Source organism: Moorena sp. SIO3I8 (assembly GCF_010692325.1).
GTDB lineage: Bacteria > Cyanobacteriota > Cyanobacteriia > Cyanobacteriales > Coleofasciculaceae > Moorena.
Map to the genome: position 1 here is coordinate 43,005 of NZ_JAAHHW010000004.1, position 21,619 is coordinate 64,623.

20 protein-coding genes, 1 other RNA gene and 1 pseudogene are annotated in these 21,619 nt (G+C 43.8%); 6 read left to right on the plus strand and 16 right to left on the minus strand.

Features of this window, described 5'->3' with window-relative positions:
* Positions 1 to 93 precede the first annotated feature (93 nt).
* From F6K51_RS03010 to F6K51_RS03020, 3 genes are all read right to left on the minus strand, one after another.
* Complete coding sequence (locus F6K51_RS03010) at positions 94 to 330, minus strand: hypothetical protein (RefSeq protein ID WP_293017946.1); 237 nt, start codon at positions 328 to 330, stop codon at positions 94 to 96.
* Between the two features lie 274 nt (positions 331 to 604).
* Positions 605 to 1,066 carry a hypothetical protein gene (locus F6K51_RS03015; RefSeq protein WP_293017947.1) on the minus strand — a complete coding sequence of 154 codons (462 nt, stop codon included), beginning with the start codon at positions 1,064 to 1,066 and terminating at the stop codon, positions 605 to 607.
* Between the two features lie 55 nt (positions 1,067 to 1,121).
* A complete protein-coding gene (locus F6K51_RS03020; protein WP_293017949.1) occupies positions 1,122 to 1,688 on the minus strand; it encodes a hypothetical protein in 567 nt (188 codons plus the stop codon).
* A gap of 782 nt (positions 1,689 to 2,470) precedes the next feature.
* Between F6K51_RS03020 and F6K51_RS03025 the strand changes: the two genes are divergently transcribed.
* Both F6K51_RS03025 and F6K51_RS03030 read left to right on the plus strand, forming a co-directional pair.
* Positions 2,471 to 3,343: an SH3 domain-containing protein gene (locus F6K51_RS03025; RefSeq protein WP_293017950.1), complete on the plus strand. Its 873-nt coding sequence runs from the start codon at positions 2,471 to 2,473 to the stop codon at positions 3,341 to 3,343.
* A 483-nt stretch (positions 3,344 to 3,826) separates the two neighbouring features.
* Positions 3,827 to 4,387 carry a M15 family metallopeptidase gene (locus F6K51_RS03030; RefSeq protein WP_293017952.1) on the plus strand — a complete coding sequence of 187 codons (561 nt, stop codon included), beginning with the start codon at positions 3,827 to 3,829 and terminating at the stop codon, positions 4,385 to 4,387.
* Positions 4,388 to 4,487: 100 nt separating this feature from the next.
* On the opposite strand, the gene F6K51_RS03035 is transcribed toward F6K51_RS03030, so the two are convergent.
* Entirely contained in the window at positions 4,488 to 4,652 is a 165-nt protein-coding gene (locus F6K51_RS03035) for a hypothetical protein (RefSeq protein ID WP_365939896.1), read from the minus strand.
* 592 nt (positions 4,653 to 5,244) lie between these two features.
* On the opposite strand from F6K51_RS03035, the gene F6K51_RS03040 reads away from it, so the two are divergent.
* The gene (locus F6K51_RS03040; protein ID WP_293017954.1) at positions 5,245 to 6,240 is read left to right on the plus strand and encodes a tyrosine-type recombinase/integrase; all 996 of its coding nucleotides are present in this window, start codon (positions 5,245 to 5,247) and stop codon (positions 6,238 to 6,240) included.
* A gap of 27 nt (positions 6,241 to 6,267) precedes the next feature.
* Here the strand turns inward: F6K51_RS03040 and F6K51_RS03045 are convergent, their stop codons facing one another.
* The 7 genes and pseudogenes from F6K51_RS03045 to tnpA form a co-directional block, all read right to left on the minus strand.
* The gene (locus tag F6K51_RS03045; protein ID WP_293017956.1) at positions 6,268 to 7,554 is read right to left on the minus strand and encodes a Gfo/Idh/MocA family oxidoreductase; all 1,287 of its coding nucleotides are present in this window, start codon (positions 7,552 to 7,554) and stop codon (positions 6,268 to 6,270) included.
* Positions 7,551 to 8,264, minus strand: coding sequence for a ribonuclease III (rnc, locus tag F6K51_RS03050; protein ID WP_075903932.1), 714 nt, complete (start codon positions 8,262 to 8,264; stop codon positions 7,551 to 7,553). The genes F6K51_RS03045 and rnc overlap by 4 nt, the downstream gene beginning before the upstream one ends.
* 87 nt (positions 8,265 to 8,351) lie before the next feature.
* An RNA gene (gene rnpB, locus F6K51_RS03055) (RNase P RNA component class A) lies at positions 8,352 to 8,796 on the minus strand.
* A 145-nt stretch (positions 8,797 to 8,941) separates the two neighbouring features.
* On the minus strand, positions 8,942 to 9,301 hold the full coding sequence (locus F6K51_RS03060) for a hypothetical protein (RefSeq protein ID WP_293017959.1): 360 nt from the start codon (positions 9,299 to 9,301) through the stop codon (positions 8,942 to 8,944).
* On the minus strand, positions 9,298 to 9,738 hold the full coding sequence (locus F6K51_RS03065; RefSeq protein WP_293017960.1) for a hypothetical protein: 441 nt from the start codon (positions 9,736 to 9,738) through the stop codon (positions 9,298 to 9,300). The genes F6K51_RS03060 and F6K51_RS03065 overlap by 4 nt, the downstream gene beginning before the upstream one ends.
* A complete protein-coding gene (locus tag F6K51_RS38285; protein ID WP_365939897.1) occupies positions 9,674 to 9,886 on the minus strand; it encodes a type II toxin-antitoxin system antitoxin SocA domain-containing protein in 213 nt (70 codons plus the stop codon). The genes F6K51_RS03065 and F6K51_RS38285 overlap by 65 nt, the downstream gene beginning before the upstream one ends.
* A gap of 169 nt (positions 9,887 to 10,055) precedes the next feature.
* Positions 10,056 to 10,663: pseudogene (gene tnpA, locus F6K51_RS03075) on the minus strand (IS200/IS605 family transposase).
* On the opposite strand from tnpA, the gene F6K51_RS03080 reads away from it, so the two are divergent.
* Positions 10,577 to 11,884 (plus strand): transposase, encoded by a 1,308-nt coding sequence (locus F6K51_RS03080; RefSeq protein WP_293017961.1) that lies wholly within the window; start codon positions 10,577 to 10,579, stop codon positions 11,882 to 11,884. The pseudogene tnpA and the gene F6K51_RS03080 overlap by 87 nt on opposite strands.
* Before the next feature lie 568 nt (positions 11,885 to 12,452).
* Positions 12,453 to 13,844, plus strand: a complete 1,392-nt coding sequence (gene mgtE, locus F6K51_RS03085) for a magnesium transporter (RefSeq protein WP_293017962.1) — start codon at positions 12,453 to 12,455, stop codon at positions 13,842 to 13,844.
* Here the strand turns inward: mgtE and F6K51_RS03090 are convergent.
* From F6K51_RS03090 to F6K51_RS03105, 4 genes are all read right to left on the minus strand, one after another.
* On the minus strand, positions 13,822 to 13,992 hold the full coding sequence (locus F6K51_RS03090; RefSeq protein ID WP_293017964.1) for a hypothetical protein: 171 nt from the start codon (positions 13,990 to 13,992) through the stop codon (positions 13,822 to 13,824). The genes mgtE and F6K51_RS03090 overlap by 23 nt on opposite strands.
* A 277-nt stretch (positions 13,993 to 14,269) precedes the next feature.
* Complete coding sequence (locus tag F6K51_RS03095) at positions 14,270 to 15,448, minus strand: M20 family metallopeptidase (protein ID WP_293017965.1); 1,179 nt, start codon at positions 15,446 to 15,448, stop codon at positions 14,270 to 14,272.
* Positions 15,449 to 15,552: 104 nt separating this feature from the next.
* Entirely contained in the window at positions 15,553 to 16,944 is a 1,392-nt protein-coding gene (locus F6K51_RS03100; RefSeq protein WP_293017966.1) for an AtzE family amidohydrolase, read from the minus strand.
* 83 nt (positions 16,945 to 17,027) lie between these two features.
* Positions 17,028 to 17,216, minus strand: coding sequence for a DUF4089 domain-containing protein (locus F6K51_RS03105; RefSeq protein WP_293017967.1), 189 nt, complete (start codon positions 17,214 to 17,216; stop codon positions 17,028 to 17,030).
* Positions 17,217 to 17,405: 189 nt separating this feature from the next.
* Between F6K51_RS03105 and F6K51_RS03110 the strand changes: the two genes are divergently transcribed.
* On the plus strand, positions 17,406 to 18,260 hold the full coding sequence (locus tag F6K51_RS03110; RefSeq protein WP_365939898.1) for a DUF4351 domain-containing protein: 855 nt from the start codon (positions 17,406 to 17,408) through the stop codon (positions 18,258 to 18,260).
* Positions 18,261 to 18,520: 260 nt separating this feature from the next.
* On the opposite strand, the gene F6K51_RS03115 is transcribed toward F6K51_RS03110, so the two are convergent.
* Entirely contained in the window at positions 18,521 to 21,430 is a 2,910-nt protein-coding gene (locus F6K51_RS03115; RefSeq protein ID WP_293017970.1) for a tetratricopeptide repeat protein, read from the minus strand.
* Positions 21,431 to 21,619: the final 189 nt, after the last annotated feature.

Sequence of the window (21,619 nt, forward strand, 5' to 3'; positions counted from 1 at the left end):
TAGTAGGTACTGAAGAACTAATTTGATTAAATAATTAATCCCCAAAATGGGCGTTATTGGTACTTCAGTTGACCTGGCTGAGTTACTTTCACATCACCCATATCCGTAACAGCCAAATTTATTCTGTGGCGCTTGGGAGCAGTGACCAGTTTTTTCAGTTACCAGTGACCGTTTTTTTTCAGTTGTCAGTAACCGATTATCAGTGACCATTAACTCCTCTTCGTTGGTAACTGGTAACTGTTGAACTGCTAACTGGTTTGACGGCTGAGAAGCTGCCACAGTAACGTTGCTGATGATGCCAAGGCCAATGAGACTGTTTAACCAACCCATTGCTTAGATGCCCTCCGGTGCTGCTAATTTCTCCTCCATCTTGGCTTTGGGGTATGGGGATTGGGTAGGGTTGGTGTTCCCTTTTCCCTACCAATGCTTCTGAATTTCTCACAGAGCAGGTTAAAACTAGTGCCTTACGCGGGCGATCAGGTGTGATCCCAAATCCTGTTCCCACACCCCTCTTATTCCCATAGCCATAGATTCCTGACATACAAAGATTTGGTCGATTTTTATAAAGGGGTTTTGACAAGCGGATTTGGTATGAAGTCACCGCTTATACAAGGGTCATAACCAGGCTAGAAATTTTGTTAGCAATGTCCAAGACAGTGGGTAGTGTTTCCGCTATATTTTTGGCTGCCTGTTTGAGTCCTTCTCCAACTATCTTGATCATCGTTGGGTTAGGCTGATCTTCAGAGGCTTTATTAACTAAATCATTCGCAAGGCTGGCAACTGCATCAGCCTCACTGGCTTTTTGAGAAGGAGCCTGTTGTAGCTCTAGGTCTAACCTCTGGAGCAGTTCTTGAAGCTTTTCCTTGGTTGATGGTGTAATGTTTGGCGATTGTCCAATTATTTGAGAGGCGTTTGTCAATTTAGACTTAACGTTAACATTTGCTCCTCGGAAATCCCCTGACATATCAATAGAGTCGCCACCGACAACTTGGTGCTCTATATTTCCCACCGAAACGTTTGAAGAGCCTGTAAATGAAACGTTTTGCGAGTTATCTGTACCAGCCATAAAAGTTACCTCAAAAATGTTTAAAGCGGACTATTATTTGATTCCTATCTTGTCCTTATTGACCCTTTAAAGAATTAGAAATGTTGCCAAGGTTTAGCCCAGAAGAGTTGTTGATATTTACGTTTTGAGAGTGGTTATTATTAATGTTGTTAAAAATAATTTGCGCTAGTTCCTCTGTAAGGATCCCATTTGCTTTTAAAATGAGTCGCGTTTCGTCCATAAGAACATAGTAAGAACTTTCATAGAACGTGATTAAATCTATTCGGTCAAAAGAGTTATTCATGTATTCTAGTCTCGTACTAATATATGAAGTAATACTAAACTCATTTGCCAGCCAAGGTACTAACCAGAACCATATAGACACTGGACTAAAAAAGACAAATGCAAGGACATCAAACCAATTGTGCGTTCCGCGTACATATGTAAAGTAGTGAGCCACAATTGATTTGCCAGCAACGGCATAATGAACAAAGTGAGACAATTGGCTTCCCCTCACTGTTCTAAATAATATCTTCAAGAAATTCTTTCTGTCAGATCTTAATTCCCTGTCATAAGCAAGCACTAGGTTCACGGTAGATTGGCTTAATTTCTGATGTGTCTTGTCAGCGATTTCTTTGTTCATCTTGATTACAAAGTTCTGGGTGTCCTCCTCTGACCAATTATTATCAATGGGTATGGAAAATTTCGTTTCGTTGATTTTGTGTCCATACCTATAAAACAAGCTATTGCCTCTAAAATTGTCGCTTCCTTTTTTTTCTATCAATATGTCAATGATGTACGCTAAGTAGGACAGAAAAAATAGGAGCAATAGTGCTGTTAGGAGCAATAGTGCTGTTAGGAGTAAAAATGTTGAATCCATTAATAAAACTTTATTTTTTTTAAAAATGATTCCTATTGAGAGGGGTTTGCCTTAACATCGGCTCAGTTTTTAAATCCACCTATGTCTACAGTGACAAGTGCCTGAGATCAGGAAATTAAATAAATAGTCTTTGAAACCCCCAGCAATATTACTTTCAAAGAGTAATTTTAAGGTCAAATTATGGTTAAATATAGAGAATTCTTCGTTTTTTGGCTTGTATAAGGTTTAGAACTTTCTGCTAAATCCGTCCTGACCAGACAGCGCGAAGCTGTATTAAATACTGGGTGCTTGGTTGAGTTTTGAGAGTGCTTCATGCCCACTATACGCAGAAAAGCGCTAATTAAAGCAGTCAAAAGTTATCTTTTCTCAGAGCAAATATGGTGTATCTGTGGGGTTCTTGTTAACAGACCAACAGTTAGATATTTTGTGTCTAAAAACAATACAGATAAATAAGAAAAATGGATTTAAGACCTAAGCTGTTACTTACTCTTCTCCAAGCAGCCTTTTTTTTATTGTTACTTACTCTTATCGGAGTAGGCTGTTTTTTGTTTTATTCCTTTTTTTTTGCAGAGGATAGTCCTTTTAATCGTTCGCCAAGAGATAGGGTGCAAGGAGCTAGGGATTCTCTGGAATCAAAGAACATTATTAATGGTTCTGGGCGGAGTGAAAGCCGTGGCACAGTTGCGCCGAACCCTAGCAGTAATTCTGGAGCAAGCGACGACCCTCAGGACGATTCTGAACCGGACAACGAATTTGGCGAACTCACGTTTCCATTTGGTGGTGAGACTGATGGTAGTCCTGAAACAGAAAATCCACAACTGGCAGTTCCTAAACCGAGCTCATCACAGGCTGTCAGGGATTACTACTTAATGCTCAACCGCCGGGAGTACAGCAAAACTTGGGGGCTTCTGTCTCCTGGGTTCAAAAGGAAACACTCTAAAAACAGCTTTTATGAATACAAGACTTGGTGGAATAAAGTAGACCGGATTGTCATAGGTCAGAGAAAACAGGTAAGCCAGGGGGAAAACCAGGCTGTTGTAGAAATTAGCTTAACCTACCACCTAAAAGACGGACGTACAAGAGAAGACTACAACAAAATTTTTTACCTCGTGTTTAAGGAAAATACTAATAGCTGGATCCTAGATGACCTACTAAAAGGTAGTTCTGCACCAAATTATAGGTCTCAGGGCGAAGCAAATGCGACTATTGTAACCACAGATCCCACAGAGCCAATTAAAAACGTTCGCTCTAGCCCAAACACAGATGGTGACAACATTGTGGGAAAGATCCGTATAGGAAGTAGGGTAGAGGTTTTAAGGGAAGGGCGAGATCGGACAAATGACCTGTGGTACAAAATCTATGACCCGTCCTCTGGAACTCGGGGATGGATAGCAGAACAGTTTGTTGAGCGAGACTAATTTTAACAATAGTTTCCACTAGGTATTTTTTGCACATGAAAAAACCCTTACTTCGTTTACGGAAACGGCTCGCCTTTTGGTTTTTAAGCTCTTTAGTAGCTTCGCTAATTGTGCTGCCAGGGTGCTTTCAAAGCGCAGGAAAGCCTCCCGAATTTTCCACAAAATCTACCCAACAAAAACAAGAAATTTCAGTTGACCGTTCTCCTTCAAACACTGAAGAAAGCCTAGGATCTGTCTCCCAGAAAGCAGTTGTTAGTCCTGGGGAAGAGCCAGCCTCCGTTCCGGCACTGCACTCTCAGAAACAGCTTAGTTTTGAAGGGGAGCTAGCTTTAACTCCAACAGCGCCTTCTCAGAAGCCGCTTAATTCTGAACAAGAGCTAACCTCAGTTCCGGCATTGCCCCCCCCAAAAACAGCTTAGTTTTGAACAAAAGCTACCTCCGCTCCCAGCAGCGCCTCCTCAGGGGCAGCCTAACCCTGGGGGAGTGTATGGGCAATCGCCCGAGCTTTTGCACACACCACCGCAAGTAGAAACCCATTTAGGGCACTTTCCCTATGCAGAAAACCAGCGACAAAACTTAGTCAAGGTCGCCGATTTTTATGGGCGGGAAGAGTTTTTAGACCGGACGGCAGCAAATGCTTTTTTCCAAATGCAGGCAGGTGCAAAAGCTAGTGGGGTAGATTTAACAATCATTTCTGGGTTTCGCTCTGTTCCACAGCAAGAACGACTGTTCTCAAGGCAGATTAGTAAGCGCGGGAGTAGGGAAGCTGCTGCCCGGTGGAGTGCGCCCCCAGGTCACAGCGAACACCATACGGGCTATGCTGTTGACATAGGAGAGGGGGAAGACATTGACACCTTTTTAAAGCCGGAGTTTGAGAGCACTAAAGCTTACCGTTGGCTAGCCGAAAACGCTTACAGGTATGGGTTTGAGTTATCCTTTCCCCAAGGCAATTCTCAAGGGGTTAGTTATGAACCCTGGCATTGGAGGTATGTAGGTTCACCGGAAGCTACTGCTGTCTTTTCCCCAGCAAGACTGACCTACTGACGGCTAATAATCTTCACCTCCAAACTCCCCACACCATACTGTTCCCTTAGGGCTGCGATCGCTTTATTTAGGGGACAGTATTTCGTTGAGTTTCACCCTCCTAAAACCCCAACTTCTGCACCGCCCTACGCTTAACCTCCTCACCCCGCCGGTCATACTTAGCCGTAGTCACAGGGGAAGCATGGCCAGCTAACTTCTGGACGGTCACAATATTAATCCCAGCATCAAGCAGATATACAGAAGAGGCGGGACTCAGTAAGCCCATTTCACCCCATCAGTTGCGTCACTTTCTGCTCACTTAGTTGAAAAAACAAGGGATTGATGATGCCCTAATCCAACCCTATTCCGGGCATTCTTTTCTACAGACAGGTGAAGTGCCTTGAAGGGGGATTATCAGTAGTGAAGTACCCCAACCTGCTTAGCTGAGGTTGGAGCTTCCAATTCTCAACTCAAATCAGGGACGGTTTTATTCGTCTTTGGGATTTCCCGCTTCATCCGCCGACGCCTCAACCAGAGGCGTCGGCCTGCTGGAATTAGTCTTACTCAGCGTCCACAGGCAGACATCCGCCTTCCGCAGACGTATAATTTTTAAGACAGACTTACCTTGGAATTACAGCAACTATGGCCAACCAGCTGGGGCTTGTCTCTTCCCTGAACTCTGCTAGTACTTTTACACCTTGAAGGTAGCCTTTTAGTCAGTCAGGCGGGTCAGCAACCACTTTTATTATAACACAATTCGCAATAAGCCGTCGTTTCGCTATCCATCCCCACCTTGGAAGAAGGTGGGGAATTCCGCGAATTTTGTTAAATAGGCTATAATAGTACTAAATGCTTAACAAATTCACGTTCATTGCACCGTGGATACTCATACCCCAAACCACATCACCCCTCAACCTGACCACCTGACCATTACTACAGCAAACCTACTAGAAGCTTTTGCTGATTTCCTCGATATCGATGTGGCAGCAGGAGATGCTGCGGCTGATACCGTTAATACCTACCGCCGCCAGGTTCAGCAGTTTGTGAACTGGTGCGATCGCATAAATCTTCATCCAGCTGCAGTTACTAAAGAGGACATTAAGCGTTACCGCCGCTGGATGGTAGACACTAAAAAATTTAAGCCAGCTACGGTATCACTAAAGTTGTCAGTTGTCAAGCGTTTTTATCAAGCTGCTGTGGAAAAAGGACTGATTACGATCAATCCAGCCCTTGGGGTGAAACCGCCACGGGAAAAGCTGGACCCGGCGGCAAGGATTACCTATTTGGAAAAGCCTGAAGTTGAGAAGTTGTTAGCAGCTATAGCCAATGATGGTAGCCTTAAGGCAAAGCGGGATAAACTTTTGCTGGCAATCATGATATTGGAAGGTCCCCGTAGCATTGAGTTACATCGGGCAAATGTCTCTGATGTAGTAAAACAGGGGGGTAATCTGGGAATCCGGGTCGAAGGGAAGCGTAATATTAGAATAGTGCCATTAACACCAGATCTTGCTGAGTTGCTAATGGCTTATCTTGAAGCAAGGACAGAAAATGGGGAAGTGGTCAAACCATCGAGTCCTTTATTTATAGCTGTTGGAAACAGGGCGGGTGGCAAGCGGATTTCCCGGCGGGGGATTCGGCTAGTTGTGGATAGCTATCTCGAGCAAACTAACCTTAAGCAAACACCAGGAAGAACTATATCAGCTCATAGCTTGAGACATACGGCGGGTACGTTAGCTCTGCGTTCTGGTGCAGAGTTACGGCAAGTGCAAGATTTGTTGGGACATGCTGATCCGAGAACAACTTGTATTTATGCCCATGTAGCAGATCGCTGGGAAAATAATCCAGCATTGAAGTTGGGCATTAACCTGTCATGATCATCTACAGGTAGAATGAATAGGTAATTATTTTGGTAACTGGGGAACAGTGACTGGCACTCCTCCTTGGTGAAGGGATTGGCTTAAACAACTGAGAATATTTACCAATTGAGCACCAACCCAGCCAGATGATATTGATGAAGGTTGGGACAAGCGGACACTGTTAAGAAAGCGATCGCATACTGAATAAAGTGGTTCATGTGATTCGAGATCAAGAACTTCACGATGTTGACCAGCAGGGATAAAGTACTCCCCGTTCTGTTCAAAATAACCATGTTGGATAGTTAGGGGTGCTTGAGCAACCATTTCATCAAAAATCAAGGTTCCCTGTGTTCCTACAATCCCAAGCCGCCGCTGTTTATCTGGATTGAGCCAGCACAGATGAATAAATGCTTGGAAGCCAGTGGGATAGGTAAGTGTGACCTGAACTAAGTCAGCTAATCCTTGAGGGGTTGAAGGTTGGAGGTTAGCAGGTTGAAGGTTAGCAGGTTGAAGGTTAGGAGGTTGAAGGTTAGGAGGTTGAAGGTTAGGAGGTTGAAGGTTAGGAGGTTGAAGGTTAGGAGGTTGAAGGTTAGGAGGTTGAAGGTTATCGGGTTGTTGAGGGGTAAGTGATTGACTACAGCCTTGGTTATCTTCAGAACTTTCAACCGGCAACTGGGTAACTTGAAACTCTTTTTCAACCGGCAACTGGCTAACTTGAAACTCTTTTTGAAACTGTAGCCACACCCTACCATAAGCTTGGACTTGAACAGGTAGCTGTCCTAAGCAATGGTTGAAAATAGCAATGTCGTGAATGGCTAAATCCCAGAGAGAATCGACATCTTGACGTACTGGTCCTAAGTTAGTACGGGCGGCGTATCCATAGCGTAAGTCTCCTAAGCATCCTGAGTTCACAACCTCTTGAGCTCGCTTGACCGCTGGGTGAAATAGATAGGTATGGTCAACCATGAGCTGTCGCTGCTTTTCTTGAGCCAGGTGGCACAATTCTAGACACTCAGCGACATCAAGGGTTAAGGGTTTTTCTGCTAGGACGTGTTTCCCCTGCTGTAGAGCATCCTTAATTAGGGTGTAATGGGTAACTGCTGGAGTAGCAATTACCACTGCCTCAATTGTCGGGAGATCCCGTATCGATTCCCAATCTGTTGCCAAACGTACCTCAGGAGCTAGGTTATATTTATCTTTAATAGCTGCCAAGGTTTCTGGGTATGGATCAACCACTGCCACTAAGCAAGCATCAGGGTGTGTCAAGAAATTCCTGACCAAGTGTTTCCCCCAGCGACCTGCTCCCAATATCGCTACTCCGGTTTCTTTCATTTTTGCCCTCTCAATTCCAGAAATGCCTGTTTGGCTGCTGCTTGTTCCGCAGCTTTTTTCGATCTTCCTGTACCTTCACCTAATTGTCGATTTTTTAGCCAAACTTGGGCAGTGAAGCGGTTGTTTGCCCCATGCACTTGCAGGTTTTCGGTCAGATGATACTTTGGGAGCAGTTTGTAGTGAGCTTGAGTCCATTCCTGAAGAGCATCTTTGTAGTTTTGGCGGGCGGGGTCTTGACGAATTTCAGTAGTCAGTTTTTGTAAGTGAGGGTCTAGCCAAGGACGGACTAATTCTAGGGTATGGGTACTTAAATATAATGCTCCCAATACTGCTTCAAAGGCATCAGCTAACCGGGATGTTTCCCCAGCTTTGTTACCAGCGGCACTATTGGAAACCAGTAAATAACGCTCTAGACCATAGCTGCGAGCGAGTTGAGACAGAATGCGATCGCTTACCAGTACGGAACGAATGGCAGCAAACTCACCAACGGAAGAGTTGGGATAATTTTCCCATAGCCATTCTGAGCTAGCTAAACGTATTACAGCATCACCAACAAACTCCAACTGCTCATAGTTGTGTTCTGCTGAGATACTACAGTGAGTCAGTGCTAAATCTAGCAATGACCAATTCACAGCTTTTGTCTGAGATAGTCCTAACTTTTGAACTAACTTCTCTAATTGCTTCTGACGACGGGGGTCTTTGATGGTCATGGGTGTCTGTTGTCGTGAGTCGGAGAGTCCTTGGTAACTAACCAGAGTCTGCAAGAAGTCTAATGACTAACGACTTATAGCTAAATTGAGAGAAAGTCGGACATAAGCCGGGTTCTGTTCTCCCTAGCAACAATGAAAAAGCTACTAAAGAGGGTGGTTATCTATCTAGGACGGCTGTTACCAGACGCCTCATGCGGTTCTCCATATCCGGAACTGGTAAAAGACCAACCGTAGTTCCTCTCGACCTTGCTCCCAACCGGGGTTTACCGAGCCAGCACCTCTCGATGCTGCTGGTGCGCTCTTACCACACCTTTGCACCCTTACCTGTGAAAGAATTAGGAAAAAGGCAGGAAGAATAGATTCATCCTGGAGCCTTCTACCTTTATCCTTCCCATCGGCGGTATGTTTCTGTGGCACTATCCTCACGGTCACCCGCACTGGGCGTTACCCAGCAAGTTTGGTCTTTCGGGAGCCCGGACTTTCCTCAGACTCGCAGAAAAATGCGAATCCGCAACCACCTGCGCCTACTTTCTCTCTACTCTAGTTTAGACTTGATTAGCAGTTGGTTGTTAGCTGCTGGAATTGGAGTCAATCCAGAGGCACAGATCATTATCTGTCCCAGGAGCAGCAACTAGGGAAATGGAATGGGCCTTGGAACCGCTGCGGGAAAGCAAAAGCTAATCCTCTAGAATTTGTTGGATTACACTCCTAAGATCTTTGTCATCAGGGCGTTTTTCGAACTGCTCATGAGTGTATATCCAAACAAGTTTAATAACTGATGTCGTGGTATTAACTAAATACATCAATCTGATTTGTCCAGAAGCGCCTTGGCCAAACTTAAACTCAAGCTTATGAAATGTCAATCCTTGCGGTAACTTACTCTTTTTTTGTAAAGGTTCTTGGCGGGAATTGATAGGATATGGGTTCTCTATTAAATTTTTTAGGACTTGCTTGACAAGCTCATCAAAACTATTCCCGTGAACTTTCGCAAGTTTTTTTAAAATAAAGATAAAACTTCTGTGACTTTTCAGTGTCAATCGAGAAGGGAATTAAGCCAGTCACTCACTTCTGCTTTACCAATAAGATTTGAAGATGGAGAAGTAAAAGCGTCCTCCAAAACTGCTGATATCACCGATTCATATGCAGGGTGCTGACGTTCTATTTCATCAAGCTTCTGCTTACCTAATGCTTTCATATCCTCAAGAATAATCGGCTCAGTTGAGCTAGCGTCAGATCGTAAACCTTTGCGAGCTTTTTGCCAAGGAAACTCGCAGTGGGTCATATGACTAAGTCCATAGGCATGATAGCCACCAAAATATTCCCAAGTTTCTTCTAGAAGCTCTATCTTCTCATCAGGGATAGTTGAGAGGAAGTCTTTTTTTGGGATAGGTAATTGCTTAGCTTCAAACTCACTGTAAAACCTGTAAGCACGAGGACACACAGGAGCCGCTACGCCATGCTTGAATTTCTTCATCAAACAATGGCTGATCGTAAAGCGCTAGATGTAGACTTTGTGCATAGTACAGAAGCTTTTGAAGCTTCATGTTGGTCATTTCAGCTTCCATGCCATCATCGTAAGCTTTTACGATGAAGTAGCGAGCCGCATTGAGACAATCAAGCATAGTTAGACTCGCAAATCTAATTTAAATAACCTGTAATGATAGCAATTTATAATAATTGCTTGTGTATACCATTATAACCAAAACTATGTCAATAGTACAATTATACTATTAAACTAGGTGAGCTGTTCGCGTAGCGTGGCCGTTCGCGTAGCGTGGCCAAAAGGCCAACCTAAACAGGCAAGGGGTCTCCCGTTATACCCGGAGGGTTAGCGGGAGGGGAATTGCCTGACGGAGAATCCTGGTTTTGGACATAACTCTTTAATTGCTCGATCGTTACAACGCCACAAGAAGCTACAAAATAAGAACCTGTCCAGAAAACCTTTTTGTCTCCGTAAAACTGTTTTAAGTAATCAGAAAATTCTTGACGAATTAATCTACTGGTCACAGTCTTTATATTTGCTATTAACTTGACTGGAGCGACTTTAGGGTTAAGGTCAACAAGCAGGTGGATGTGATCACTCTCTCCGTTGAATTCCACTAAATTACAGTCCCATTTAACGCAAGTGTCAGAACAGATTTGCTTCAACCTGTTCGCGCAGCGTCGGCTCTGCCGAATCAAAATTTGATCTGATATGACTTGTCGTCTGTATTTGGTTACTAGTACAATGTGTACAGTAAGACGATATACCGACCTGTTTTCTTTTGTGTAGTTGCCTTTCATGCCTATTCGATAAATGCTACAATAAAAACATGATACTCACTTACTGCTACCGGATCAAGCCAAGTCCTGAACAAATTGTCACCATGGAAAGGTGGCTCGAATTGTTGCGCCGCCATTGGAATTACGCTTTGGGACAACGACTTGATTGGCTTCGTCGAACCCGTTGTCCGATTGATAGGTGTAGCGTGAGTTATGAGCCAATTGGTGAAATTCCAGAACTGGTAAATTACTACACTCAACAGGCAGCGCTCAAGGAAACTAAGCGGTTATTTCCTGAGTACAAAAAAATTTATGCAGAGACTCAACAAGTTAACTTGCAACGTCTCAATAAGGCTTGGGATAAATGGCTAAAACCTGATGCCAATGGCAAGCGTGGAGGTAGACCTAGGTTTAAAAAACCTGGAAAACTTCGATCGTTTGTTTTTCCTAGAATTAACAGTCCCAAAGCAGGAGCACATCTTGTTGATGGTGTTTTAAAACTGAGTCGGATTGGGTCAATTCCTGTTGTGATGCATCGCCCATTACCTGTTAGCGAAGCTTGCCCGAAGGGCGTAGGATTTACCCTTAAGCAATGCACTGTAGTCAAAAAGGCTGATGGTTGGTATTGTTGTATCTCGATGAAAGATGATACTGTGCCGGAGATTTTACCAGTGGACTCGATCAAGTCTGCTGTTGGAATCGATGTTGGCTTGGAGAAATTTCTAGTTACATCTGACGGTGAAGCGGTACCTATTCCACAGTTTTACAGAAAAGCTCAGGGCAAGCTAGCTGAGGCGCAAAAAGTGATGTCGCGTCGTGTCAAAGGTTCTAAAAACTGGAAGAAAGCTAAACACAAAGTAGCTTTAATGCACCTTCATCTGACCCGATGCCGAAAAGAATTCCATTATCAGGTCGCTCATTGGTTGTGTAGCAAGTACGACCTAATTGCTCACGAAAACTTAAACATAAAAGGTCTTGCTAGAACCAGATTGGCTAAGTCAGTAAACGATGCAGCTTGGGGAGCATTTTTGGAAATATTACAAACAGTAGCGGTAAAACGCGGTTTGTTAGTTCAGGAAGTAAATCCACGCGGCACAAGTATCGAATGTTTTAACTGTGGTTCTAGAGTCGAAAAAAGTTTAAGTGATCGCGTTCACTGCTGTCCTAGTTGTAACGTCAAAGTCGATCGTGATTGGAATAGCGGGATCAACATTTTAAATCGTGGATTATTGGCGGTTGGACTGCCGCTTAATGGCTGTGGTAAATCGGTACAGGATATCGTTCGCGTAGCGGAGGCCGTAGGCCAGGAGCAGCAAGTCTCATTCGTGAGGTTGAGAAGCCCACATCATAATCTTTGATTTGATGTGGGAGTAGTCACAAGGCCATCGATAGCAATCGGATTTGAGTGGTGAAACACCAGAAGAGGGAGATAGGGGTAAGAAGGGAAAGAATATCACTATTTTTATTAACAAATTAATTCCCCTCGGGCTGGATCACGTACAGGGAAATCTAGGGTGATGGGATCACTATCCAATAACTATTGCGCTGAAAATACTATTGGACTAAGATGCCTCAAGTAGTGGTATTGGTAAATATCGGAATCCAAAGGATAGTTGCGTCAGTTACCAATTAAGAAACAAAGGTTTTGATAACTGTGTTAACTTTGGTTAAGTTAACTCAAACCTAATCAGCAGTTAAAGATGGTTCGTATTTTACATTTCTTAATATAATTTCATTTATTTATTGATTTCGGACTAATTACCAAGTACTAATTACCAAGTACTACTTAATAAGTACTAATTACCAAGTACTAATTACCAATTACCAATTACCAATTACCAATCAGTCTTGGAGCAGGTACAAAAGCATCTAGACTTGAGTCAGCACTGACAAACAAGTAAAACCTACTCAAGAGGAGGGTTTGCATTGACTGAAAACCAAATTTCCCTCCAGACAATCTCGCGTAGTGAACTGCGACAGCTGGTGCGTTCTCAACTGCAGATACTGCTGGAGCAAGGTAATCTTCAGGGTGCTAAGCAAGTGCTGGTACCAGTACAACCAGTAGACATTGCGGAAGCGATTGAAGGATTACCAGAAGCAATGCAAGTGATTGCCTTCCGCTTATTGTCTAAATCTGAGGCCATTGAGGTGTATGAAAATCTTGACTCCAGTGTCCAACAGTCTCTAGTTGAGAAGTTTAAACATCAGGAGGTACTGGATATCGTAGATAAGATGTCGCCAGATGATCGAGCCAAGTTGTTTGATGAGTTACCAGCTAAGGTAGTCCGACGCTTGCAGTCACAGTTAAGTCCCAAGGAGCGCCGAGCAACAGCCCTGTTGTTGGGGTATGAGGAGGGAACAGCAGGGCGAATCATGACCCCTGAATATATTTCCCTCAAGGAAAACTTGACGGTTAGCGAGACATTGGATCAGATTCGTAGCTTAGCCAAAACCTCGGAAGTCGTATATTACCTATATATAACTGATAACTCTCGACATTTGACTGGGATTGTTTCCCTGCGGGATTTGGTGATTTCTGCGACCGAGACCACCATGGGTGAAATTATGACTCGTGATGTGGTTTATGTCTATACCTATGCGGGCCAGGAAGAGGTAGCACGGATGATCCAACGCTATGATTTTCTGGCTGTACCAGTGGTTGACCGGGAGCAGCGTCTAGTGGGTATTGTCACTGTGGATGATGTGATTGATATCTTGGAGCAGGAAGCAACAGAAGATATGTACGCGGTCGGTGGTGGTGTCCAATCGGAGGGGGATAATTATTTTCAAACCAATTTATTCACAGTTGCCCGCCGACGGGTAGTTTGGTTATTTGTCTTGTTACTCACTAATACGGTTACCGGTACGATCATAAAGTCCCAAGAGTCTATTTTGCAGCAGGTTGTTGCCCTAGCAGCTTTTATCCCTTTACTGACTGGCACTGGTGGTAATGTGGGAGCTCAGTCTTCTACGGTGGTAATTCGCGGCTTGAATACTGATGAAATTCGTGACTTAGGCCCCGGTCAAGTAATTTGGCGAGAGGCACTGGCGGGGTTATTACTAGGAGTAATTCTGGGTACGATGGCTACTGGATGGGCTTACTGGTTACAAGGAGATTTTTTAGTAGCCCTATCGGTGGGAGTGAGTCTGATTGCGATCGCACTTTTAGCATCAATTGCCGGTTCAGCCCTACCGTTTCTGTTCCGTCACCTAGGCTTAGACCCAGCTCTGATGTCCGCACCATTCATTACAACAGTTGTTGATGTCTTGGGTGTGCTGATTTATTTCAATATTGCTAAATCAGTCTTAGGGCTTTAGCATGCATGCAAAAGGGAACAGGGAACAGGCAACAGGCAACAGGGAACAGGCAACAGGGAACAGGCAACAGGCAACAGGCAACAGGCAAAAGACAAAAGGCAACAGGCAACAGGCAACAAGCAACAGGCAACAAGCAACAAAAAAACATAATATGTACTTAAAATTGTAGCAAAGCGCTAAAATTAACTGTATAATTAAATTGATAACTATGGCTAATTCAATAAGTCGTAACCCTTGATTTATTAAGGTTTTGAGGACTATTCAAGATTCATAAAGTGGAAGAAATAAGTCGAATCTCTATCAAAACTAATGCATTTAATTGAACTGATGTTTGTGAAAATTCCACCCCCTTAAACCTTTTGCCTCTTGCCTCTTGCCTCTTGCCTCTTGCCTCTCGTAACCAAAACTTTTTCACCAATCCCTAATTAACAGTCCTGGTGCCAGTACTTATAAATGGCATAAGCGAGAGTAACGACACCGGTAACAATAGCCGATTCATTCACTGCAAACAGAGGATGGTGCAGTGGGTAATTTATTTTATTTTGGAATCCAACCCCGAGGCGGAACATGCTGCCAGGAGCATGTTGTAGATAAACTGAGAAATCTTCCGCACCCATAGAGGCTTCCGGTATGATTAAAACGCGATCGCTTCCCCAAGCTTCCTTAGCTGCTGCTTCCAACAACTGAGTTAAGGCTAGGTCATTTTGTACCGATGGTACTCCCCGCTGATAGTTGATGTGATAGCGAGCGCCATAAGCATTACAGACATTGGCCACAATCTTTTCAATCCAATCGGGTAGGCCAGCATAGGTTTGGGGATGAAGCGATCGCACTGTTCCTACTAGCTGCACTTGGTCAGCAATAATATTAGGAGCTCGCCCACCACTAATTTGTCCAATTGTCAAGACCATCGGGTGTAATGGGTTCTGGGTGCGACTAATAGCTTGTTGGAGGGTGGTAATCACCTGGGCAGCAATCCAAATCGCGTCAATAGCTTGGTGAGGGCGAGCTCCATGACCGGATTCTCCCATAATTACGATTTCTAAATCATCCGCTGCTGCTGTTAATGCCCCATAGCGGATACCAATAGAGCCTGCTGGAATTGATGGGAAAACGTGAAGACCAAAGATAGCACTGACATCCTTCATTCCCCCATCTTTAACAATCCAGTTTGCACCTTGAGCAATTTCCTCAGCTGGTTGGAACAGAAAGCGAGTATTACCAGGAAACCTTTCTCCGAGTTGGGATAGAACCATAGCTGTGCCTAAGCCTACGGTGGTGTGGACATCATGACCACAGGCATGCATGACTCCCGGTTGATGTGAGGCAAAATCCAGACAAGTTTGTTCGGTGATGGGTAGAGCGTCCATATCAGTGCGCAGTGCGACTAATCGCTCATCGGTACCACCAATCAGTTCACCGATAAGGCCAGTTTTGCCAATCCCTTCTTGTACATGAACACCACAGGAGGATAGGACCCCAGCTACGTAAGCCGCTGTTTGGTGTTCTTGACCACTCAATTCTGGGTGAGAGTGGAGATGACGGCGGATTTCGATCAGACGCGGGGCAATTTCTTGGGCTAACTCTTTAATCTGGGAGAGCATGCTGCTAGATAAAATTTTTTGATACTTAACTCTTTATACTTCTTTTTTAATGTGTGATGAGACAACTATTTCGCTAACAGAATATTGTCTTAATAATCGATTTGTTAAGACACAATCGGTGCTGAAACGATACCTTGCTCCTCAAGCACTGCAGCAACTCTAAGAATCATTGCTTCATGGTAGGGTGCAGCAATAATTTGTACCCCTAAGGGCATTTGACCAGGACGGTGAATTGGTACTGATAAGACCGGTAAGCCAATGAAGGATAAGGGTTGAGTAAATAATCCTAAGTTTGGACGAACTAAAACTTCTTCTCCGGCAATGACCATTTTTTCTTGACCCAGTAGGGGAGCAACACAGGGTGTAGTGGGAGCGAGGATAATATCCACATCTTGGAAGACTTCCCGAACGCGATCGCGAAACCATTGTCGAAACCGTTGGGCTTGAATATACCAAGTCCCTGGAATTAGGGCACCTGCTAAAAAGCGATCGCGTGTAGCTGGGTCAAAATCATCGGGACGTTTACGCAAATTGTCCAAATGCAGGTTTGACCCTTCATTAGCTGTAATAATATAAGCTGCTGCTCTGGCTCGCTTGGCTTCTGGGATAGTAACCGAGGCAGTTACATCCAAGCTACTAGCGACTTTAGCGACAGCATCCAAGACTTCTGGTTCTGCCCCTTGAGCAAAATACCCATCAGCAACCCCAATCCGTAACCCGTCAATCCCCTCGTTAAGCTGGGGAACACAGAGTTCTGGGAGACGATTGGTACAAACTGGATCAGCGGGATCTGCTCCCTGAAGGATATCAAAGGTAGTAGCAATATCCCGTACAGAACGAGCAAACGGACCGATATGATCTAAGCTAGCAGAAAACAAGAAAACTCCTGCGCGAGACAATCGTCCGTAGGTAGGTTTGAAGCCAAAAGTACCACACAAAGCTGCTGGTACCCGGATCGAACCATTGGTATCGGAACCGAGAGTGATTGGTACTAATCCCGCTGCCACTGCTGCTGCCGAGCCGCCAGAGGAACCACCAGCAATGCGAGTGAGATCATGGGGGTTATGAGTTGCGCCGTAATGGCTATTTTCCGTTACAAAGCCATAGGCATACTCATCCATATTTAATGCTCCAACTAGGATAGCACCCGCTTGTTTTAGTTTAGCTACAGCAGTAGCATCACGGGAAGCAGGATAATTTTCAGCATTAATTTTTGACCCAGCTAATGTTATTAAGCCAGCGATATCATATAAGTTTTTAACCGCAAAAGGAACTCCTGCCAATGGACCGGGATTGTTCCCTGTGGCAATAGCATGATCAATGTCTTCAGCATCGGATAAGGCTTGGTCAGTGGTAACCGTTGTGAAACAGTTAAGGGATTGGTTACGGACAGTTATTTTTTCGAGACAGTTAGTAATGACTGTTTTGGCGGTGACTTGACCTTCTCGAATCGCAGTGGTAATTCCAATGGCATCAGTTTGGTTCACGGTTAGCATCCTAATTTCAACTATTATGATGATTGAGTAACGCTGATCAACCAATAAACTAGATAATTTTATAGTCAAAAATTATCAGCATCCTAAGGTTCAAATACAGGAGCAGCTGCGATATCATCAGGTAAGCTAAATTCTGTGACTAGAGATGCGAGCGCATAAATTTTAGCGAAGTTTTTGATAACACCAGGACGGTGTTCGGGCTTAAGGTCTAAATCAATGAGTTGCGCCGTTGCTTCGACATAGGTAGCAGTTTCAAGTTTTTTGGGCATCATTACTAGTTATTCTTTAAGAATTTAGTAGTTAAAATTAATTATAATCTATAAATATAATATAATTTTAAAAGCTGTCGTTATTACTCAAAACTCAACCATCAAAAATCGGCAGTCTCTTCAAAACTATCTTCAAAAAAACAAAGTTAAGTTTTTCGTTACCTTAAGGATATAAAGACACCCGATATGGCTATGACTCAAACGAAAGCCGAAGCGATTATCCGATGGGAAAAACTCCCCGATGAATTTCAATTACCCGATGACCCAGTGGATGATATCTATCATCCCTTATTAGCGGCTATCCTCCGAGAGATTCTGGAATTAGCCGGATTTATCAATAATTCAATGCTGATTGCTTCCAACTTTGGACTATGTGCCAATGTGGACGGTAAAACAGTAGTCAAAGCACCAGACTGGTTTTATGTACCTTCCGTGTTTCCAGTCTTACCAGGGGTGATTCGCCGGAGCTATACCCCTCACACCGAAGGAGAGGTACCAGCAGTGGTTATGGAATTCTTATCCGAGAAGGAGCAAGGAGAATATTCCATGAACCCCCGTTACCCCTATGGCAAATGGTACTTTTACGAGCAAATCCTACAAGTACCAATTTATGTGATTTTTGACCCAGCCTCGGGAAGTGTCGAAATGCGATCGCTTAATTCAGGAAGCTATACCCTCCAACAACCCGATGCTAATGGACGCTACTGGATTGAATCCATGGGTTTGTTTCTCGGAGTATGGTACGGGCAAAAATCAGAAATCACCAACTATTGGTTACGGTGGTGGGATAGCTCTGGAAATTTATTACCTTGGGGAGAGGAGAAAGTTCAACAAAGTCTACAGCAAGGCTTACAGCAAGGCTTACAGCAAGGAAAACTGGAGCTAATTATGCGTCAGTTGACACGCCAGGTTGGAACAATTGAGCCTACTCTAGAATCACTCATCAACAACTTATCTGTTGCTGATTTAGATCAATTGAGTGAGGCATTGTTCGATTTCTCCGATGGGTCGGATTTATCCAGTTGGTTAGAGGGACTGAAAGGCTAATCAGCTGTCAGCGGTCAGCGGTCAGTGGTCAGCGGTCAGCCGTCAGCTTAAAACAAGCTATCCGGCTTAGGAGTTCAACGGACTCAAAGCCAAATACAATGAATTCCTTGGCCGAAAGGCCAAGGAACTTAGATTAAACCAATGCTTACCTCTTTTATTCAAAAGCACCTCAAGTAGCACCTCAAGTAGCGCATAAGCTGATAGCTGATAGCTGATAGCTGATAGCTGATAGCTGATAGCTGATAGCTGAATGCTTACAATCAGCAACGTCTACGAATCGGCTCAACTAAATAATCATACATCAGTTGATATTGAGCGTCTGGTTCTTGCTGCCATTTCATCACTAAACCTGACTTGACCAATAGCTCTATGAGAAAATCTAAGTGGTCAGTGGATAACTGTAACTCTGCTCCTAAATCGTCTTTTGTTCGGAATGGTCGAGTACCATAATTATCCGTTAACAAACCCAAAATTTTCCAAGCCGCGTTTTGGTTTTCTGAACCACAATCAGAAACAACCCCTTCCAAATAGCGCTCCACTAGCTTTTCTTTTGATCCGTTTTGCCGATAAGCAGCTAAGGTAGTGATTTGCTCAGTTTGCAGTTGCACTCCCACTATCTGTAATTCAATCGGGCTTACTTCTCCCACTGGTTCATTCTTAGCTAGGTCGTTTACCAACTCATCAAGTAATGCATCCTCTAGGTAAAATTTAGCTCTAGTGGTTAGATTATAAATAATCGATTTTGCTTCTTCTGGAGAAAAATTACCGACATAATAAAGGATACCTTTATTCAGAATGTCATTATTAATGGCATCCAAATCTACCTGACGAGCGCACTTTAATAATAGGTGTAGATAATCCTCCCGTAAACAAAGGATAACTTTGAGATAGGGAATATTAAGACAGTCACGGAAAAATTCAAAGAAGCGTTTTTGTTCAGCTGGCTCTCGGCAAGCAAAGAAAAACTCTTCAAATTGGTCAAAAATCAGGATGTTTATCTGGTTTTGCCGTTGATTTTTTTGCAACTGATCTAGAAGATTAGCCGTTTTAAGGTTGTTTTTATAACCTTCAACCTTTAAACCTTCAACCTTTAAACCTTCAACCTTTAAACCTTCAACCTTCAAACTTTCACTCTTCGACTCTAGGATACGTTTACCCAACTCTTTTTCCCAGTCAGTGTAAACCTTCAACCTAATCGGGACTACATCACGGTTACCAATAGGTTGCTGTTTTAGGGCGGGGATTAGCCCAGCTTCTAGTAAGGAACTCTTGCCCACTCCAGCTTGACCATAAATTACAGTTAGTTTGTGCTGGGTACTGGCAATGCGTTGCACTAGCTCTTTTACTTTGTGTTGCCAATCGGAAGCAGTCATGGCCTGAGATACGGTAGCGCTACCTTTACTCTTGGTCTGTGGTAACGGATTCTGTGGTAACGGATTCTGTGGTAACGGATTCTGTTGGGAGGATTTGAGTTTAACTGCACCGATAAAAGCAAGTAAACCATTCTGTTGTGCGATCGCAAGCCGTTCTTGTTTTAATCTAAATGCTGCTTGATATCGTTTTTGTTGCCAGTAGAGGGTTCCTAGAGTTTCCAGGATTTCCAGGTACAGTTTCGGGTCATCACCAATGCCTAACTCCCTAGCCCGTTCCAGATGGCTAATCGCTTCGGAATGTTGACCCAAGTGTTGTTGCGCTTGAGCCAGAAGTAACAGATAGCGACCAACGGGAGATTTATTTGTATATTTCTGGCTAATCTTATCTATATTGACTACTCCATTGAGGCAATATAAAGCAGAATTTTCCTGATAGCTGGAGTACTGTTGCTGTTGTTGGGCTTGGATACTTGCGGGATAATAGGAAAATTTTTTACTTCCCCCTGTTCCCCCTGTTCCATAGGCCAACAAATCTTCCCTATCCTGTGCAACACCCTGTTCTTCTGTGACTTTTGTGATAATTACATTGGCATATTGAGCGTTTGTGTAAGCCTCCTGCCAGCGGGATTTGTGTAGCGCCACTTTTGCTATAAATCCATAATCCTGAGCGATTTGAACAGGAGCAGAGTAGTTTCTGTGTAGCGCTAGAGACTTTTTAGCTAGACTTTCCAAATCCTCCCAGGCTTGCAGAGATTGCAGTATCTCACCGAGCTGATTAATAAACTTAGCCACTAAATCCGGTCGTTGCTCTTGTTCGAACACCACCAGACACTGCTCTAAATACTCCTTAGCCTTGTGCCAATTTTCTCCATAGCTAGGGTCTCCCGCTGGATATTGCTTAGCCTGATCGCAATAGCACAATCCTAGGTGAAACAGGATAACTGCTTCTCGCTCCCGAGGTGGAGGGGTAATGGGTTTACGGGATCTGAAGGTAGGCACACCAAGTCCGGGGAGAATCTCACCGTTGTTTTCGGGCTTGCTCTGGTGCTTGCGGGGTTCCTGTTGCCAGAATTCTAAACTTTTCTGATAGTGGGTGATAGCAACATCAATCTTGCCCAATCCATACGCCTCTCGACCCCAGACAAAGTTTAGACTGGCTAGCAACTGTGGTGGCAACTCGTGGTTACCACTTTCCAAATCCCGTAAGGCAAACTTAATTTCCTGACTATAACCAGCACCTAAGATAGCATCATTGGGGCAAATTTCACTGGCACCTAATTCCAAGACTTTGCTAAATAAAGAATTGGCTTTTTGTTGTAGGTTGCTAATTAGGCTTGAGGTTGGGATTTGAAACATAACCGTTGTTGCCCAACTGTGGAAATCTGGTGTGATGCGAATCAGCTTACACAGCACCTCATCGTTAATCCACAACACTAATGGAAACTGGAAATTTTTGCGAAACTCTTCTCTAACTTGGTTAGTGGCGATTAACAGTTCATCAAGGTCCGTGACTGACTCTAAACCAAACACCATCAAGGCAGCTGGCTGTTCCTCCCCGATTTCCTGTCGGAGGGTGGTGTAGAGTGTACAAGCAGATTGGTCTAGGAATACTTCCCGGATTGGGACAGAAGAAATTTTGTGTAGCTTGCGCACCACTCGCTTACGCCACTTGGCATAATTACAGTGTGCTAACATCAGCAAAAACTGTCCCTCACTAGCAGCTATTGCCCAGGCTAGTTCTTCTACAGCATCCCGGTGGTGAGTAGCTACAGGGTCGAGTAGGGGTGAGTTAGTCATGATTTTAAGGATATTGCTTATGCCAGCAAGTACTTATGCCAGCCAGTGAGGTAATTATATTATCAGCAAATTAAATTCTATCCTGGTAGCAAAATGGCAATTTTTTGTGATTTTTTTGTGATTAGTCATGATATGATTAACTTTTAAGTAGTAACACTTAAATACCTAAAACTACTACAGACTACTTAG